This is a genomic window from Cryobacterium sp. TMT1-2-2 (assembly GCF_004403505.1).
Classification (GTDB): domain Bacteria; phylum Actinomycetota; class Actinomycetes; order Actinomycetales; family Microbacteriaceae; genus Cryobacterium; species Cryobacterium flavum.
This window is the reverse complement of sequence record NZ_SOGS01000006.1, coordinates 92,546-109,882: the sequence shown is the minus strand read 5'-3', so window position 1 is coordinate 109,882 and position 17,337 is coordinate 92,546. Positions and strand designations below refer to the sequence as shown.

16 protein-coding genes are annotated in these 17,337 nt (G+C 61.4%); 3 read left to right on the top strand and 13 right to left on the bottom strand.

Features of this window, described 5'->3' with window-relative positions:
• Window positions 1-41: 41 nt before the first annotated feature.
• Complete coding sequence (locus E3T35_RS04520; RefSeq protein WP_134345112.1) at window positions 42-1,364, bottom strand: class I SAM-dependent methyltransferase; 1,323 nt, start codon at window positions 1,362-1,364, stop codon at window positions 42-44.
• On the bottom strand, window positions 1,361-2,686 hold the full coding sequence (locus E3T35_RS04515; RefSeq protein WP_241988729.1) for an FAD-binding oxidoreductase: 1,326 nt from the start codon (window positions 2,684-2,686) through the stop codon (window positions 1,361-1,363). Before E3T35_RS04515 ends, E3T35_RS04520 begins: the two co-directional genes overlap by 4 nt.
• A gap of 9 nt (window positions 2,687-2,695) precedes the next feature.
• Here E3T35_RS04515 and E3T35_RS19145 point away from each other — a divergent pair, with 9 nt between their 5' ends.
• On the top strand, window positions 2,696-2,836 hold the full coding sequence (locus tag E3T35_RS19145; RefSeq protein ID WP_166789821.1) for a hypothetical protein: 141 nt from the start codon (window positions 2,696-2,698) through the stop codon (window positions 2,834-2,836).
• A gap of 19 nt (window positions 2,837-2,855) precedes the next feature.
• Here E3T35_RS19145 and E3T35_RS04510 read toward each other — a convergent pair whose 3' ends face one another.
• Entirely contained in the window at window positions 2,856-3,371 is a 516-nt protein-coding gene (locus tag E3T35_RS04510; protein ID WP_134345110.1) for a bifunctional nuclease family protein, read from the bottom strand.
• 117 nt (window positions 3,372-3,488) lie between these two features.
• On the opposite strand from E3T35_RS04510, the gene E3T35_RS04505 reads away from it, so the two are divergent.
• Window positions 3,489-3,989, top strand: coding sequence for a helix-turn-helix domain-containing protein (locus E3T35_RS04505; RefSeq protein ID WP_134377974.1), 501 nt, complete (start codon window positions 3,489-3,491; stop codon window positions 3,987-3,989).
• Window positions 3,986-4,318, top strand: coding sequence for a DUF86 domain-containing protein (locus E3T35_RS04500; RefSeq protein ID WP_134345108.1), 333 nt, complete (start codon window positions 3,986-3,988; stop codon window positions 4,316-4,318). The genes E3T35_RS04505 and E3T35_RS04500 overlap by 4 nt, the downstream gene beginning before the upstream one ends.
• Before the next feature lie 667 nt (window positions 4,319-4,985).
• Here the strand turns inward: E3T35_RS04500 and nrdF are convergent.
• From nrdF to araB, 10 genes are all read right to left on the bottom strand, one after another.
• On the bottom strand, window positions 4,986-5,963 hold the full coding sequence (nrdF, locus tag E3T35_RS04495; RefSeq protein WP_134345107.1) for a class 1b ribonucleoside-diphosphate reductase subunit beta: 978 nt from the start codon (window positions 5,961-5,963) through the stop codon (window positions 4,986-4,988).
• A gap of 37 nt (window positions 5,964-6,000) precedes the next feature.
• On the bottom strand, window positions 6,001-8,106 hold the full coding sequence (nrdE, locus tag E3T35_RS04490; RefSeq protein WP_134345165.1) for a class 1b ribonucleoside-diphosphate reductase subunit alpha: 2,106 nt from the start codon (window positions 8,104-8,106) through the stop codon (window positions 6,001-6,003).
• Between the two features lie 29 nt (window positions 8,107-8,135).
• On the bottom strand, window positions 8,136-8,540 hold the full coding sequence (gene nrdI, locus E3T35_RS04485; protein WP_092340388.1) for a class Ib ribonucleoside-diphosphate reductase assembly flavoprotein NrdI: 405 nt from the start codon (window positions 8,538-8,540) through the stop codon (window positions 8,136-8,138).
• A gap of 56 nt (window positions 8,541-8,596) precedes the next feature.
• Entirely contained in the window at window positions 8,597-8,830 is a 234-nt protein-coding gene (gene nrdH, locus E3T35_RS04480; protein WP_134345106.1) for a glutaredoxin-like protein NrdH, read from the bottom strand.
• A 432-nt stretch (window positions 8,831-9,262) separates the two neighbouring features.
• The gene (gene mmsB, locus E3T35_RS04475; RefSeq protein ID WP_092340389.1) at window positions 9,263-10,444 is read right to left on the bottom strand and encodes a multiple monosaccharide ABC transporter permease; all 1,182 of its coding nucleotides are present in this window, start codon (window positions 10,442-10,444) and stop codon (window positions 9,263-9,265) included.
• Complete coding sequence (gene mmsA / locus E3T35_RS04470) at window positions 10,444-11,982, bottom strand: multiple monosaccharide ABC transporter ATP-binding protein (RefSeq protein WP_092340390.1); 1,539 nt, start codon at window positions 11,980-11,982, stop codon at window positions 10,444-10,446. Before mmsA ends, mmsB begins: the two co-directional genes overlap by 1 nt.
• A gap of 78 nt (window positions 11,983-12,060) precedes the next feature.
• Window positions 12,061-13,185, bottom strand: a complete 1,125-nt coding sequence (gene chvE, locus E3T35_RS04465) for a multiple monosaccharide ABC transporter substrate-binding protein (protein ID WP_134377973.1) — start codon at window positions 13,183-13,185, stop codon at window positions 12,061-12,063.
• 80 nt (window positions 13,186-13,265) lie between these two features.
• The gene (araA, locus tag E3T35_RS04460; RefSeq protein WP_092340392.1) at window positions 13,266-14,783 is read right to left on the bottom strand and encodes an L-arabinose isomerase; all 1,518 of its coding nucleotides are present in this window, start codon (window positions 14,781-14,783) and stop codon (window positions 13,266-13,268) included.
• A complete protein-coding gene (locus E3T35_RS04455) occupies window positions 14,783-15,493 on the bottom strand; it encodes an L-ribulose-5-phosphate 4-epimerase (protein WP_092340393.1) in 711 nt (236 codons plus the stop codon). The genes araA and E3T35_RS04455 overlap by 1 nt, the downstream gene beginning before the upstream one ends.
• Window positions 15,490-17,184, bottom strand: coding sequence for a ribulokinase (gene araB / locus E3T35_RS04450; protein WP_198420994.1), 1,695 nt, complete (start codon window positions 17,182-17,184; stop codon window positions 15,490-15,492). Before araB ends, E3T35_RS04455 begins: the two co-directional genes overlap by 4 nt.
• Window positions 17,185-17,337: the final 153 nt, after the last annotated feature.

Below are 17,337 nucleotides of genomic sequence, written 5' to 3'. Positions count from 1 at the left end.
CGCCGCGCGTTGAACCGTTTTCTCACCGAGCCGGGCTACGGTTACGGCGTCCACCACGACCGCAACGGCAGTTCGCCGACACCGCCACGTTCGTCGGGCCTGGTCATCAGCACCTGGTGCAGTTGGATCCCATTGCTCTCGAACCCGAGCCTCGAGCCCGCCATGTACAGCCCCCACACCTTTGCGGTGGGCAGCCCGACCTCCTCGACCGCCTCGTCCCAATGCTCGACCAGGTTGGCGCACCAATCGCGCAGCGTCAGCGCGTAGTGCTGACGCAGGTTCTCCTCGTGCAGCACCTCCAGACCCACATCCTGCGCCTCGCTGATGATCCGGCCCGAGCCGGTGAGCTCTCCGTCGGGAAAGACATAGCGTTCGATGAAGCCGCGGGTCGCCGGCTCGGTGCGGTTTTCCGGACGGGTGATGCAGTGATTGAGCAACAAGCCTCCGGGGCGCAGCCTGGCCTGCAGAAAGCCGAAGTACGACGGATAGTTGCGCACACCGATGTGCTCGAGCAGCCCGATGGATGACACGGCGTCAAAGCCGGTTTCGGTGATGTCGCGGTAGTCACCGAATCGAACCTCCGCCAGATCGCTCAGGCCCTCGTCGGCGATGGCCCGCTGCGCCCACTCAGCCTGCTCTCTCGACAACGTCACACCGGTGGAGCGGATGCCGCGGCGTGCGGCGTAGCGCACCATGCCGCCCCAGCCGCAGCCGACATCGAGCAAGCGGTCGCTGGGGTTCAACCGCAACTTCTCGAACACGAGCCGGTACTTGTTCTCCTGTGCTTGGTCGAGGGGGGCGTCGCTGTCTGGGTAGCAGGCGCAGGTGTACGTCATCGATGGCCCGAGCACCCACTCGTAAAACCGGTTCGACACGTCGTAGTGGTGGTGGATCGCTTCGGCGTCACGTGTCTTGCTGTGCCGCAGCCCGCTGGCGACGCGGCGCCATCGAGCCTGCGCTTCTTCCGGCGGCGGACTGATCGGGCGCAACTGCCTCACACCGATAGAGCGGATGATGTCCACCATCATCCGCGCGGGTGGCCGGGTGAACTCGAGGCTGATGGCGAGCGCCTTGAGCAGCTCATAGGGGTCACCGGGGTGCACACCGTGGATGTCGAGGTCGCCGGCGATATAGGCGCGGGCCAGTCCGAGGTCGCCGCGGCCGGTAGCGAGGTAGGTCGTGCCGCGCGGGGCCAGAAGGTCCAGCCCGAACGGCGCATCCGGCGGTCCCGCCGTGCTCCCGTCGTAAGCGGTGAAGCTCACCGGGAGGCGACCGCCGGCCAGAATCTCCAGAACCTGCGCGAGGGTGAACTTGCCGGCCGGGGCATCCGTCGTCTGTGTCGCCTGATCCTTGAACGTGGTCATTGTCGTTGCACCGCCTTCGCATAGAGGTCGAGGAGACGGGAATCGGGGTCGTACCGCTCCTTCGCGGCCCGATAGGCATCTCCGCCGTAGAGTTCGTCGAACTCCTCCCGTGAGTAATAGGAGTCAGAGTAGAGCGATTTGTGCCCGTGAAGGTCGCCGATCTTTCGTTCGATCAGCCGGTTCGTCTCCCCCTCGGCGCGCCCAACCGGCACCGTCGACCAGAACCCGACGTTCACGTAACTCTGTCGCGGTCGAATCGGGTAGAGCGGCCAGCGGTCGTCGGCTCTCAAGCGCAGCGGGCACAGCCAAATCGGAGCGATCGGTACGGTCTCGAGGAACCAATCCAGAAATTCCGTGCACCGCTCCAGGGGCAGCTCAACGTCTTGCACGACTCGCTCGCGGGGCGGCTTGCCGTGCAATTTCTCAAGTCGATCGCCAAGGTGGAATCGCTGTTCGATCCGCATCAGCGTGGCGTAGAAGCTGCTGCGGCGGTAGCGCGCGGGCCAGAACCGGCGAAGCAGCGGATGCTGCGCGCCAAACGCCTCAGAGCACCAGAACCAGTCCGTGTCCCAGCGCCACAGGTAGTCGTAGATCGTGAGGCGATCATGGGTCTTGTGCCGGATGGAGCGGTAGTAGATCTGTTGGCCGGTGTAGTCGCTGACCGGGCCGGGCGCGCCAGTCTGTCTACCCACGCAGAGGTAGCTTTCGTCGGCGCTGAACACCACGCCGTCGAGATAGTCAACGGCGACGCCGTCGAGGCTGCCGGTGGCCATGATGCCGTCTATAGCGGCGACCAGATCGACGAGCGAGTGGAACCGCACGTGCGCGAGAGCGACGAAGGGTTTGACGGGTTCGAGTTCGATGCGCAGGCGCACCGCGTAGCCCAGAGTTCCGTAGGAGTTGGGGAATGCGCGGTACAGCACGATGTTCTCGCTCGATGATACGGTGAGCACTTCTCCGGCGCCGGTGAGGACGTCCAGTTCGAGCACCGACTCGTGGGGCAGGCCGTTGCGGAACGAGGTGGACTCAATGCCGAGGCCGGTGACCGCGCCGCCGAGGGTGATGGTTTTCAACTGTGGCACGACGAGCGGCGCCAGTCCGAAGCGCAGCGTCTCGGCGACCAGGTCTTCGTAGGTGCACATGCCGGCCACGTCGGCCGTTCGCGCCGCCACATCGACCGCGATGACGGCCGTCAACCCCGACGTGTCGAGGCCTGAAGCACGGGTCTTCGTTCGGGTTCGGAACAGATTCGAGGTGCGCTTGGCCAGTCGAATCGGAGCCGTGACCGGGACGGCCAGGTAGCTCTCCAGAAGGCGCTGCACGCCGGCGGCGTGAGCGCTTCGGGCGTCAACCACAGCAGCGGGCACGCCCTCACGTTAGTCCCGGTCGGAGCCATCGCACCAGTGCTCTTTGTCACCGCCATCGTGCGCGCGTTCTGGCAGACTCAGGCCATGACCACGACGATCGGCTGAGCGTGCGGGCGCCGCGGCGTCAGCTCTGAAAGTCCTCCGGGTCGACGTGCTCCAGAAAATCCTTGAATTCGTCGAGCGACTGCTCCCGGACAGGCGCCTCCTCCACGTTGCGTCCAGATTCAACCATCGCGGCGGGAATGCCCTCGGCCTGCAAGACGTCCTCGGCGACGAAGATCGGTGCTCCGGCGCGCAGAGCGAGTGCGACGGAATCCGAGGGCCGGGCATCGAGCACGAATGAGCCGGTCGCAATGCGAAGAGTGATCTCGGCGTAGAAGATTCCCTGGTCGATGCGGGTGACGTCGACTCGCTCGAAGTGGGCGCCGACGGTGTCGATCAGCGTCTTCATCAGATCGTGTGACAACGGTCGTGGCGGCTCCTCACCGCTGAGGGCGATCAGCGTCGAAGTCGCCTCCGCTTCCCCGACCACAATCGCCAGCACGGTTCCAACGGCCTGCGGCTCTCCGACCGGTTTCAGGAGGATGATGTGCTGGCCCTCGCTGTCGATCGCAACCCCGAGAACGCGTACCTCTACCATGGCGACCCTCTCGAATCATCGTGCCTGACACCGCCATCGTACGTCCGCTCTCCGGTCATCGACCGTCGAATCCGCCCGGCTATTCCGTTGATATCGACAAAACGCTATACTTTGCCCATGTCGACATCCGCTGCATCCATTCTGATGCAGGCCCGACGACGGGCCGGTCTTACGCAAGCTCAGTTGGGTGCAAGCGCCGGAGTCACGCAGAGCGTAATCAGTGCATACGAGGCCGGCAAGCGAGAACCCGCCCTGGCCACCCTCCAACGTCTCGTACGGGCCAGCGGGTTCCAGCTCGATCTGGCACTCACCCCCTTTGCACCCACGTCGCCGCACCAGCGATTGCTCGCCAGCCACCGCGATGAACTGGTGGCCCGACTCGAAGAGCTTGGAGCCAGCAACGTTCGCATGTTCGGTAGCGTCGCCCGCGGCGATGACACTGCCTCCAGCGACGTCGACCTGCTCGTCGACCTCGACGCAGGCGTCGGGCTGTTCGGCCTGGCCCGGCTCCAAAGCGAGTCCGAGCGCATCTTGGGCGTGCCGGTCGACATCGTCCCGGCGGATAGCCTCAAGCCCCGCATGGCGCAGAGAGTGCTTACCGAGTCGAGACCCTTGTGAGTCGTTCCGATCGAGAACGCGTCGATGACATCCGCGCGGCCTGCCTGGCAATCGCGGACTATCTGAGCCGCGCGGATGCCGCCGAGGACCTGATCTTCGATGCCATTCGCATGCGGCTGATCGAGATCGGGGAGGCGACGAAGGATCTGACCTTTCAAACCCGGGAGCTTGAACCCAGCATCCCCTGGAGCGAGATCGCCCGACTGCGAGATCACCTAGCGCACCGCTACTTCGACACCACGCACTCGATCCTGAGCAACACCGCCAGAAATGACATTCCCGCCCTGCTCGAAGCCACGGAACGCCTCGTAGCTCGGCTGGCATCCTGAGCTATTCGACCGAAGTGCGAGATGTCAGCAGCCTATGTTCTGGCGGGCATTTTCGAAAAATCGCGCAGCAGCACAGGAACCTGTCGCCACACAGTCGGGGTGGCAGCCGGTGATGACGAGGAGCCCAAACTCGGATCTAACTAAATTTGGGTTCCTCGTCAGTTTCTGAATCTACTTTCCGGACTTCTTTTTCGTTTGCGCAAGGGCACTGGCAGCGACAGTTTTGGCTGCAGCGCTGTACCGTGCGTCCTTCATGACTGTGCTTGCCACTCTTGCGACCTTGATGCTTGTCTGTTTGGCGTTTTGGGCCACGGCAGACCTCCAATCGATTGCGTTCGGGATGTGAGTCTTGCGATTGGACCCGAGCCGTCCAAGTACAAGAGTCACACGAAGCACTTAGCGCTTCTTGGGCTGAATACGAATGGTCCGCGTGATGCGAATCCGAACGATGCGTTTTGCCATCATTCTTCCTTTCTGGCCCTGCCAACCCCCTGCAATCGCTGGTCTTGTCAGTACTAGTTTTGACAAGACCAAATACTTTCTCGTAAGCTGAATGGGTTCATGAGGAACAATCCCGCTTGCGGGGGCTCTGCGAGCGCAGTCTTTCTGCGCTCGACAGGGCTATTTTTTGTGCTCTGACCGAATAGTCAGAATTCTTAAGTGGCGTCTAGAAGTCCCAGTCGTCGTCTTCGGTCACGACAGCCTTGCCGATGACATACGACGAACCCGAACCCGAGAAGAAGTCGTGGTTCTCGTCGCCGTTCGGTGAGAGCGCCGAGAGAATCGCCGGGTTCACGTCGCAGACGTCCTTCGGGAAGATCGCCTCGTAGCCGAGGTTCATCAGCGCCTTGTTGGCGTTGTAGTGCAGAAACATCTTCACGTCTTCGGTCAGGCCGACCTCGTCGTACAGGTCCTGCGTGTACTGCACCTCGTTCTCGTACAGCTCGAACACGAGGTTGAAGGCGTAGTCCTTGATCTCGTCGCGACGCTCCTGCGTCTCTTTTTCAAGGCCCTTCTGGAACTTGTAGCCGATGTAGTAGCCGTGCACCGCTTCGTCACGAATGATCAAGCGGATGAGGTCGGCCGTGTTGGTGAGGCGGGCCCGGCTGGAGAAATACATGGGCAGGTAAAAGCCCGAGTAGAACAGGAAGGACTCGAGCAGAACCGAGGCCACCTTGCGCTTCAGCGGGTCGTCGCCCTGGTAGTAGTCCATCACGATCGAGGCCTTGCGCTGCAGGTTCTCGTTCTCGGTCGACCAGCGGAACGCCTCGTCGATGTCCTTGGTGTTGCTCAGGGTCGAGAAGATCGACGAGTAGCTTTTGGCATGCACGGATTCCATGAACGCGATGTTCGTGTACACGGCTTCCTCGTGCGGCGTGATCGCATCGGGGATGAGCGAGACGGCGCCGACGGTGCCCTGGATCGTGTCGAGCAGGGTCAGCCCGGTGAACACGCGCAGGGTGAGCTGCTGCTCCACCGGGGTGAGCTGGTTCCACGACTGGATGTCGTTGCTCAGCGGGATCTTCTCGGGCAGCCAGAAGTTGTTGGTGAGGCGGTTCCACACCTCGACATCTTTCTCATCTTCGATCTTGTTCCAGTTGATCGCATCAACATGCGACACCAACTTGACCTTGGGGCTACTCATGATTCGTCCTTCATAGACATTCCGGTGTTCAGAAAAGTTACAGCGCGCACGAGACGCAACCCTCAACCTCAGTGCCCTCAAGGGCCATCTGACGCAGACGGATGTAGTAGATGGTCTTGATGCCCTTTTTCCACGCGTAGATCTGGGCGCGGTTGATGTCGCGGGTGGTGGCGGTGTCCTTGAAGAACAGCGTCAGCGAGAGGCCCTGGTCCACGTGCTGCGTCGCCGCCGCGTACACGTCGATGACCTTCTCGTAGCCGATCTCGTAGGCGTCCTGGTAGTAGTCCAGGTTGTCGTTCGTCATGAACGGCGCCGGGTAGTACACGCGGCCCAGCTTGCCTTCCTTGCGGATCTCGATCTTCGCTGCGATCGGGTGGATCGACGCGGTGGAGTTGTTGATGTACGAGATCGACCCGGTGGGCGGCACGGCCTGCAGGTTCTGGTTGTAGATACCGTGCTTCACAACGGATGCCTTGAGCTCGGCCCAATCCGCCTGCGTGGGAATCGACACCCCGGCCTGGCTGAACAGCTCGGCGCCGCGGGCGGTGGTCGGCTCCCAGACCTGGTCGGTGTACTTGTCGAAGAACGAACCGGAGGCGTAGGTGGAGTTCTCGAAGCCCTCGAAGGTGCCACCGCGCTCGATGGCGATGGCGTTGGAGGCCGTCAACGCGTGGAACAACACCGTGTAGAAGTAGATGTTGGTGAAGTCGATGCTCTCTTCGCTGCCATAGTAGATGCGCTCGCGGGCCAGGTAGCCGTGCAGGTTCATCTGGCCAAGGCCGATGGCGTGCGAACGGTCGTTACCGTCTTCGATGGAGCGAACCGAGCTGATGTGGCTCTGCTCGGACACCGCGTTCAGGCCACGGATGGCCGCGTTCACGGTGCGACCGAGGTTGCCGGAGTCCATCGCCAGGGCGATGTTCATCGAGCCGAGGTTGCAGGAGATGTCCTTGCCGATCTCGTTGTACGAGAGGTCCTCGTTGTACGTGGTCGGGGTGTTCACCTGCAGAATCTCGGAGCAGAGGTTCGACATGTTGATACGACCCTCGATCGGGTTCGCCTTGTTGACGGTGTCCTCGAACATGATGTACGGGTAGCCCGACTCGAACTGGATCTCCGCGAGGGTCTGGAAGAACTCGCGCGCCTTCATCTTGGACTTCTTGATGCGGGGGTTGTCGACCATCTCGTGATATTTCTCGGTCACGGAGATGTCGGCGAAGGGCACGCCATAGACCTTTTCCACGTCGTACGGCGAGAAGAGGTACATCCACTCGTCGTTCTTGGCGAGCTCGAAGGTGATGTCGGGAATGACGACGCCGAGCGAGAGGGTCTTGATGCGAATCTTCTCATCAGCGTTCTCCCGCTTGGTGTCGAGAAAACGCATGATGTCGGGGTGGTGCGCCTGCAGGTACACCGCGCCCGCGCCCTGGCGGGCGCCGAGCTGGTTGGCGTAGCTGAAGGAGTCTTCGAGCAGCTTCATCACGGGAATGATGCCGCTGGACTGGTTCTCGATCTGCTTGATCGGCGCGCCGGCCTCACGAATGTTGCTCAGCAGCAGCGCCACGCCGCCGCCACGCTTGGAGAGCTGCAACGAGGAGTTGATGCCGCGGGAGATCGACTCCATGTTGTCTTCGATGCGCAGCAGGAAGCACGAGACGAGCTCGCCGCGCTGAGCCTTGCCAGAGTTCAAAAAGGTGGGGGTCGCGGGCTGGAAGCGTCCGGCGATGATCTCTTCGACCAGGGCGACGGCGAGCTTCTCATCACCGGAGGCGAGACCCAGCGCGGTCATGACGACGCGGTCTTCGAAACGCTCGAGGTAACGCTTGCCATCGAAGGTCTTCAGCGTGTACGAGGTGTAGTACTTGAAGGCACCGAGGAAGCTCTGAAAACGGAACTTCTTGGAGTACGCGAGGTCGTTCAGGCTCGTGATGAACTCGAACGAGTACTGGTCGAGTACGGCCTGCTCGTAGTATTCCTTCTCGACCAGGTAGTCGAGGCGCTCGCGCAGCGAGTGAAAGAACACCGTGTTCTGGTTGACGTGCTGCAGGAAGAACTCACGGGCCGCCTCGCGGTCCTTGTCGAACTGGATCTCCCCGTTCGGGCCGTACAGGTTGAGCATCGCGTTGAGCGAGTGGTAGTCCATGCCCGAGGGTGCATCGATGGGCGTGATCTTCACGGCTGTTGTTTCCAAAATTCTTCCAATCCGTCGTGAACGATGCGCACATCATCCGGTGTTCCAAATACTTCGAAGCGATAGAGGTGGGGCACCTTGCACTTGGCGGCGATGATGTCGCCAGCCAGGCAGTATGCCGTACCGAAATTCATGTTGCCGGCGCCGATGACGCCGCGAATCAACGACCGATTGGTCTCGTTGTTCAAAAACTTGATGACCTGCTTGGGCACCGCCCCGCCCACACTGCCGCCACCATAGGTGGGCACGCAGAGCACGAACGGCTCCTGGGCAACGAGCGGCTCCTCACGCGCATGAAGCGGGATTCGCGCTGCCGTTCGACCGAGTTTCTCGACAAACCGGGCAGTGTTGCCCGAGGTGCTCGAGAAGTACACGATGTCAGTCATCTAGTGTGGCGATTCTGATCGGGCGGCGCGTTGAGACGGGGGTGTGCTGGTGGTGGCTACGCGAGGCGAGCGGCAAGTGCGTTGATCTTGTCTGGACGAAAGCCCGACCAGTGCTCTTCGTCGGTGATCACGACGGGCGCCTGCAGGTAGCCCAATGCCTTGACAGCTTCGAGGGCGTTTTCGTCGACCGAGAGGTCGAGCACCTCATACTCGAGACCCTTGTTGTCGAGGGCCCGGTAGGTGGCCGTGCACTGCACACAGGAGGGCTTCGTGTAAACGGTGATTGCCATGGTTATGGCCTTTCTTCTTGGCTGGTGAAGTCTAAAACTGTTCGACATACTTCGCAAGTATGTTCGATGAAACTCTTCGATTTCCGGCGAGTATTCGTCAGAAATCGTCGTTCAAAGTGAGCAAGTGTACTGTCGGGCTGTAGTGCCTGACTAGAGTTTCAATACTACATCTAGTGATCGCTACGCTCAATAGCCACTACATGCAGTAATTACATTTGTGTAGTTATCCACCGACATTCCACACGTTGCCCACAGTCCCCCGGCGCAAAACCGCCGAGATTCCGCGGAACTGCACCAAGTTATCCACAGTCACCGCCCGGAACATTATTTTGCCTGTGGAATCTCGGGCGGCGTGTCGTATCGGCCGGCCCCAGGCACACGAAAGCCCCGACGTCCAAAGACAGTCGGGGCTCTATCGTGAGTCGAATTCGGTCAGTGACTGCCGGAACGACGCTTGTTGTAGACGTCGAAAGCCACGGCGCCCAACAGCACGAGCCCCTTGATGAGCTGTTGGAACTCTGTTCCCACACCGAGAATCGACATACCGTTGTTCAGGATCCCAATGATCAGGCCACCGATGATGGCACCGGTCACCGTGCCGATACCGCCCGTAACCGCCGCGCCACCGATGAATACGGCCGCAATTGCATCAAGTTCGAAGCCATCACCGGCCTTGGGATTGGCGAGGTTCAGCTGTGCGGTGAAGACCAGGCCGGCGAGGGCCGCGATAACGCCCATGTTAACGAAGAGCAAGAACGTGACCCGCTTGGTCTTTACACCCGAGAGGGCCGCCGCGAGCCTGTTCCCGCCAAGCGCGTACACATGTCGCCCGAAGACGCTTCGAGACATCACTGCGGAATATCCCACAGTGAGAATGCCGAGCACGACGAGCACGATCGGAGTGCCACGGTAGCTGGCGAGCAGGAACGTTATCAATAGGATCAGTCCAGCGGTGAACACGAGCTTGACCAGGAACCACGCTAGCGGTTCATCTTCCACGTCGTACTTCCTGCGCGCCATGCGAGATCTCACGCCCTGAGCCACCAGCAGGACGGTTGCGAGTAATCCCAGCCCCACTGTCAGCGGTTCAAGCAGACTCGTTCCGCCCCCGAGGTCCGGCAGGAACCCACTGCCAAGCGCACGGAACTCGTCGGGGAACGGCGAGATTTGCTGGTTTTGCAGAGCAATCTGAGTGAGACCACGGAATGTGAGCATGCCGGCCAAGGTGACGATGAAGGCCGGTATGCCAAAGTAGGCGATCCAGAACCCCTGCCACATTCCCACGAGCGCACCCAGGATCAGGCAGAGAATGATGGCCCCCCACCACGGAATATGCCATTGGGTGATCATGACCCCCGACATCGCGCCAACGAAGGCCACAACCGAGCCCACCGACAAATCGATATGGCCCGCGATGATCACCATGACCATACCGACCGCGAGGATAAGGATGTAGCTGTTCTGCACGATCAGGTTCGACACGTTGATCGGCTTCAGCGTAATTCCTGAAGTCGCCACTTGGAAGAAAATGATGATGGCAATCAGAGCGATGAACAGGCCAATCTGGCGGAGTTGTCCGGCGAGATAGTCGAGTGAGGATCTGAAGACAGTCATCAGCTTTCCTTGTCCCTTTCCTGGGTCATTCGTTGCATGAGATATTCGGCTGTGGCCTGGCTGCGTGGCACATCCGCGGTGATACGCCCCTCCGCCAGAGTGTAAATACGATCGCAGATACCGAGTAGCTCCGGCAGCTCGGAAGAAATGACGATGACCCCCTTCCCCTCATCGGCGAGCCGATTGATGATTCCATAGATTTCGTACTTGGCACCCACATCGATACCACGGGTGGGCTCGTCCAGGATGAGCACGTCGGGGTCTGAGAACATCCACTTCGAGAGCACGACCTTTTGCTGATTCCCGCCAGAGAGCTTGCCGGTAATTGCTTCCACGCTCGGTGCCTTGATGTTCATGCTTTTGAGAAAGCCTTCCGCGACGGTGGACTCGCGGTTCGCATCGACCCAACCGCTCCGTGCCAGCTTCTGCAGCGCGGCCAGCGAGATATTGCGCTGGATATTTTCGATCAGGTTGAGACCGAAGTGTTTGCGGTCCTCAGTGGCATAGGCAAGGCCGTGGCCGATGGCCGCCGAGACCGTGTTGGTCTTGATCAGCACCCCATTCTTGAACACTCGCCCCGAGATTTTGGCCCCGTAACTGTGGCCGAAGACGCTCATCGCCAGCTCGGTGCGCCCGGCCCCCATGAGGCCAGCGATGCCTACAATCTCGCCCGCTTTCACGTGGATATTGGCGTCCTTGACGACCATACGATCATGGTGCAGTGGATGGTAGACAGTCCAGTCCTCTACGCGCAGGATCTCTTCGCCGATGTGCGGCGTGTGGTCCGGATACCGACTCCCCAGGTCTCGGCCAACCATCCCCTTGATGATGCGCTCCTCCGAAATCTCATCCTTGTGCATGTCGAGGGTCTCAATGGTCTTGCCATCTCGGATGATCGTGACCTTGTCGGCGATTGCCTTAATCTCATTCAGCTTGTGGCTGATCATGATCGAGGTGATCCCTTGGCCTTTCAGGTGCTTGATCAGATCAAGCAGGTGCGCTGAGTCCTCGTCATTGAGAGCGGCGGTCGGCTCATCCAGGATGAGCAGCTTCACCTCCTTGGAGAGCGCCTTCGCGATCTCCACGAGTTGCTGCTTGCCGACGCCGATGTCGGTTACTTTCGTGATGGGGTTGTCTTTCAGCCCCACTCTGGCGAGGAGTTTGGCCGCCTCGCGGTTGGTCTTATTCCAGTCGATCCAGCCATTCGTCTGCTGCTCGTTGCCGAGGTAGATGTTCTCGGCGATCGACAGGTAGGGACTCAGCGCGAGCTCCTGGTGGATGATAACGATGCCCGTGGCCTCGGACTCGTTGATGGTCTTGAACTCGACGGTCTCGTTCTCGAAAACGATCTCGCCGTCGTAACTGCCGTGCGCGTAAACGCCACTCAGCACCTTCATCAAGGTGGACTTTCCCGCACCGTTCTCACCACAAATAGCATGAATCTGGCCGCGTTCGACCGCGAGGGAGACATCCTGGAGCGCCTTGACACCTGGGAAGGTCTTCGTGATGCCGCGCATCTCGAGAATGTTGGTTGTCACCGTTGCTCCTTCTTTCATGCCTGAGGGGTAGTCGTGGCGGCGGTTCCCCACCGCCACGACCTGTTGGGGAGGGGGGACTTACTTCAGGTCGGCTTCGGTGTAGTACCCGCTATCGACGAGAACCTCCTTGTAGTTGTCGATGGTGACCACGGTGGGCTGGAACAGGAAGGTCGGGACGTCCTTGACCTTGTTGTTATAACTCTTCGTGTCGTTGACCTCCGGGGTCTTGCCGTTCAGGATGTCATCGGCCATCTTCACGGCTTCCTTGCCCAGTTGGCGAGTGTCCTTGTAGATCGTTGAATACTGCTGGCCCGAGATGATCGACTTGACCGACGCAGCTTCAGCGTCCTGGCCGGTGATGACCGGCAGGGCGTCCGCGGAGTAACCCGAGCTAGTCAGCGCCGAGATGATGCCGATGGAGAGGCCGTCATACGGGGACAGCACACCGTCAACCTTGCTGCCGTCCGAGTATGTGCTGGCGATGAGGTTCTGCATCCGTTTCTGTGCTGTCGAGGGGTCCCAACGCAACGTGGCGACCTGCGTGAAACCAGTCTGGCCACTCTTGACGTTGAGAACGCCCTTGTCGATGTAAGGCTGCAGGGTCTCCATCGCGCCGTTGAAGAAGAACGTCGCGTTGTTGTCGTCGGGGCTTCCGGCGAACAGCTCAACATTGAACGGGCCGGCCTCGCTGGTGTCCTTACCGGAAGCATCGAGGATGCCCAGGCCGGTGAGCAGGCTGGATGCCTGGTCGACACCAACCTTGAAGTTGTCGAACGTGGTGTAGTAGTCGACGTTTTTGTTGCCGTTAATCAGGCGGTCGTATGCGATGACCTTGACGCCCGACTTGCCGGCCTGGTCAAGCTGGTCGCTCAGCGCTGTTCCGTCGATTGAGGCGATAATGAGGATCTTCGCGCCCTTAGTGAGCATGTTGCTGATCTGCTGCACTTGCGTGGGGATCTTGTCATCCGCGTACTCAAGGTCGACCTTGTAACCGAGCGCCTCCAGGTCGGCTTTGACGGCGTCGCCGTCTTTGATCCACCGCTCGGAGGTCTTGGTTGGCATGGCCACCCCGACGAGCGCACCCTTGTTGGCTCCCGCAGCGTCAGTCGTGGTGGTCGAACCACCACGGGTTCCCGAGCAGGCCGCGAGCGTGAGTGCGAGTCCAATGGCAGCAATGCCGATAAGGACCTTTCGTGTCTTCACTGTGTTTCCCTTCGAATTTCTATATTTTCGACGATGATGTCAAGGCGGTGATTGAGATAGTGCTGGTAATGTTGGTCCCGCTACAGGCCTTGCGCCAGTCGGTAGTAGGCCTGGTTCCAACGCACCTCACGCGTGAAATCCCGCTGGGTGGTGGTCTTATCGATCACAAGAAGCTCGGTTCGAGCTATCTCGGCGAAATCGTGGAAAACCTCGATGCCGACGGCGGTCGACATCACGGTGTGGTGGGCGGCGCCGGCGGTGAGCCAGGCAGCGGCCGAGGTGGCGAAGTCGGGTTCGGGGCGCCAGACGGCGCGTCCCACCGGCAGGTTCGGCAGCGCGGCTGTCGGCTCGACAACCTCGACCACATTCGCCACCAGGCGGAATCGATCGCGCATGTCGCTCATCGCCACAACCACGGCGGGGCCGGGGTCGGTGTTGAAGACCAGGCGCACGGGGTCTTCGCGGCCGCCGATACCGAGCGGATGGATCTCGAGCGTCGGCCGTTCGCTGGTGAGCGAGGGGCTCACCTCGAGCATGTGAGCACCGAGAATCAACTCGGCGCCGGGGGTGAGGTCGTAGGTGTAGTCCTCCATCAGGCTCGCGCCGCCCGGAAGGCCGGAACCCATCACATTGGCAACACGCACCAAAACGGATGTCTTCCAGTCGCCCTCTGCGCCGAAGCCGTAGCCCTGGGCCATCAGGCGCTGAACGGCAAGGCCGGGCAGTTGGCGCAGGGCGCCTAAGTCTTCGAAGCTCGTGGTGAACGCGGCGAAGTCGCCGGCCTCGAGGAAGCTCTTCAGCCCCAGCTCGATCGCGGCGCCGTAGCGCAGCGACTCGTGCCGTTCGCCCCCCTTGCGCAGTTCGGGAACCACGTCGTACAGGTCGTCATATTCGGCGACCAAGACGTCGATGGCGGCATCCGTTGCGGAGTGCACGGCCTCGGCCAACTCGTTCACAGGCCAGGTGTTGACCTGCACGCCGAAGCGCAGTTCGGCCTCGGTTTTGTCGCCCTCGGTCACGGCCACGTAGCGCATGTTGTCTCCGAAGCGGGCGAGCTTCATGCTGCGGCTGGCTGCCCAGCCAGCCGCGGCGCGGGTCCAAGAGCCGATGCTGCCGGACACGGCCGGGTTGGACACGTGGCCGACCACGGTCTTGCGGGTCACGCCGAGACGAGTCTGGATGTAGCCGAACTCACGGTCGCCGTGCGCGGCCTGGTTGAGGTTCATGAAATCAAAATCGATCTCGGCCCAGGGCAACTCGACATTCGCCTGCGTGTGCAGGTGCAGCAGGGGCTTGGTGAGCGCGTCGAGGCCGGCGATCCACATCTTGGCCGGGGAAAACGTATGCATCCAGGCGATCAGGCCGATAACGCGGTCGTCGGCATTGGCATCAAGGGCTGCACGGCGGATGGACTCGGAGTCTTTTAGCACCGGCTTCCAGACCACATTGACCGGGACGGCGGTCGATGAGTGGAGCGCCCGAGCGATTTGCTGGGATTGCTCGGCCACCTGGCGCAGGGTTTCTTCGCCGTACAGGTTCTGGCTTCCGGTGAGGAACCAAACCTCGTATTGGTCGAGGGTCGTGGTGAGAGATGCCATTACTTCAGTGCTCCCTGCGGTGCTTGTCCGTAGACGTTCTGGTATCGGGCAAATAGGGAATCGATGGAATCCTGCGAAATGGGAACGAGGTCGCCGCCCGCTCGGGCGAGCTGCACCGTGCGGGCCACGTCTTCCACCATCACGGCGGCCTTCACTGCGTCCCGGGCGTCCTTACCAATCGTGAACGGCCCGTGGTTAGCCATCAACACGGCCCGCGAACGGTGGCCGGCGAGGGTCTCGACGATGCCGCGGCCGATCGAATCATCACCGATAATCGCGAACGGTCCCACCGGAATCGGGCCACCGAATTCATCGGCCATGGCCGTGATCACACACGGGATGGCTTCGTTACGGGCGGCCCAGGCCGTGGCGTAAGTGGAATGCGTGTGCACGACGCCCCCAACGTCAGGCATGTTCCGATAGACGTATGCGTGCGCCGCGGTGTCACTCGACGGCGAACGGTCGGCGCCGGGCGTGCCCGGGATGACATTTCCCTGGAGGTCGCAGAGAATCATGTTCTCGGGAGCCAGGTCGGCATAGTCGACTCCGCTGGGCTTGATCACGAAGAGCTCCGCGCCCGGCACACGGCCGGAAACGTTGCCACCGGTCCAGACCACGAGTCCATTGCGGAACAGCTCGGCGTGCAGGCGGGTGATCTCGGCGCGAACGCGGGCGATCGCTACTTCGATCTGGGGTCCGTAGGTACTCATACCGACACCAGCGCTTCCCGTGCGGTGACCGTAGCCCGACGCTTGAGGGCCTTGAGGCGGTGCATAACGTCGTTTTCGCCGCGACCAAAATAATCGTGCAGCCGCGTGTATTCCGCGAATAGCTCGTCATACGCCGCCGAAGACGCCTCGTTGGGCACATAGACGTTTTTGTTGAGCTTGCCCATCTTCTCGCCGGCCGCGCGCACGTCGGGGTATGCGCCGGCAGCAACGGCGGCGTGAATAGCCGCGCCAAGCGCGGGGCCCTGATCGCTCGCGATAGTGCTGATGGGCATGCGGAGAATATCGCTGTAAATCTGCATTAGGAACGCGTTTTTCAACAGGCCGCCGGCCACGATGAACTCGGTCACCGGCACGTGGCTGTCGTTGAATGTTTCCACGATGGCGCGGGTGCCAAAGGCCGTTGCTTCCAGCAGTGCACGGTAAATCTCTTCGGGCCGGGTAGTGAGGGTCATGCCGATGACTAGCCCGGAGAGTTCGTGGTCGACGAGTACTGAGCGGTTACCGCTGTGCCAGTCGAGCGCCACGAGCCCGTGCCCGCCAACGGGCTGGTCTTTGATGAGCTCGGTGAGGTACTCATGCACGCTGCGGCCGAGCGCGCGGGCCTCTTCCACGTATGCCGCCGGTACCTGGTTATTGACGTACCATGCGAAAATGTCGCCAACGCCGGATTGGCCGGCCTCGTAGCCGTAAAGCCCGGAGATGATGCCGCCGTCGACGACGCCGCACATCCCCGGCACCTCGGCGAGACGGTCGGAGTTCATCACTTGGCAGGTGCTGGTACCCATGATGGCCACCATTTGGCCGGGATTCACAGCCTGCGCGGCCGGGGCTGTCACGTGGGCGTCCACGTTGCCGACTGCCACGTGAATGCCTTCGGGGAGCCCCGTCCAGGCTGCGGCCTCGGCCGACAGCGAGCCAGCGGATGCGCCGAGCTGACCGATCTCGTGCGCCACTTTGTCGAGGGCAAAGCGTGAAAAGGCCGGATTGAGCGTGCCGAGGAAGGCCTCGCTCGGGTACTCGCCGTCCTGCAGGATGCCTTTGTATCCAGCAGTGCAGGCATTGCGCAGGTAACGCCCGGTCAGCTGCCAGACGATCCAGTCGGCGGCCTCGACCCAGTGGTCCATACGGTTGTAGAGCTCGGGGTCTTCCTCGAGAAGCTGGAGTCCCTTGGCGAATTCCCATTCGCTCGAGATCAGCCCGCCGTAACGCGGCAGCCAGCTCTCACCGCGCGAGGTCGCGAGGTCATTGATGCGATCGGCCTGGCCCTGTGCCGCGTGGTGGCGCCAGAGTTTCACATACGCGTGCGGGCGGCCCGCGTATTCGGCGAGCTCGTTGAGTGGCGTACCGTCGGCGAGTACGGGAACCATCGTGCATGCAGTGAAGTCGGTCCCGATTCCGATGACGCGAGATGGGTCGATGCCAGCGCTTGCGACGGCGGCCGGAACCGCACTCTGCAACACAGCCACGTAGTCCGCGGGTACTTGAAGTGCCCACTCGGGCGGAAGCGCCTCACCAGTCGCGGCGAGGGTCGTGTCCATGACCGCGTGGGGATAATCCAGGACGGCGGAGCCAAGCTCGACACCATCGGAGACGCGTACGACCACGGCCCGGCCGGAGAGAGTTCCGAAGTCGACGCCGATGACGTAAGACTCGGCGTCAGCCACCGCCACAGCGCTTGCTGCAGGGTCGACCGATTCTCCGGCAGATGGGCGGGGCGCGGTGGTCACGAAATTGACTCCTTTGTCGGTTCTGGTGCGAACGCAAGGCGACGTCCCGTCGCGATGGATTACCACAGGTCATCATCGAAATGTGAACGGTCACAT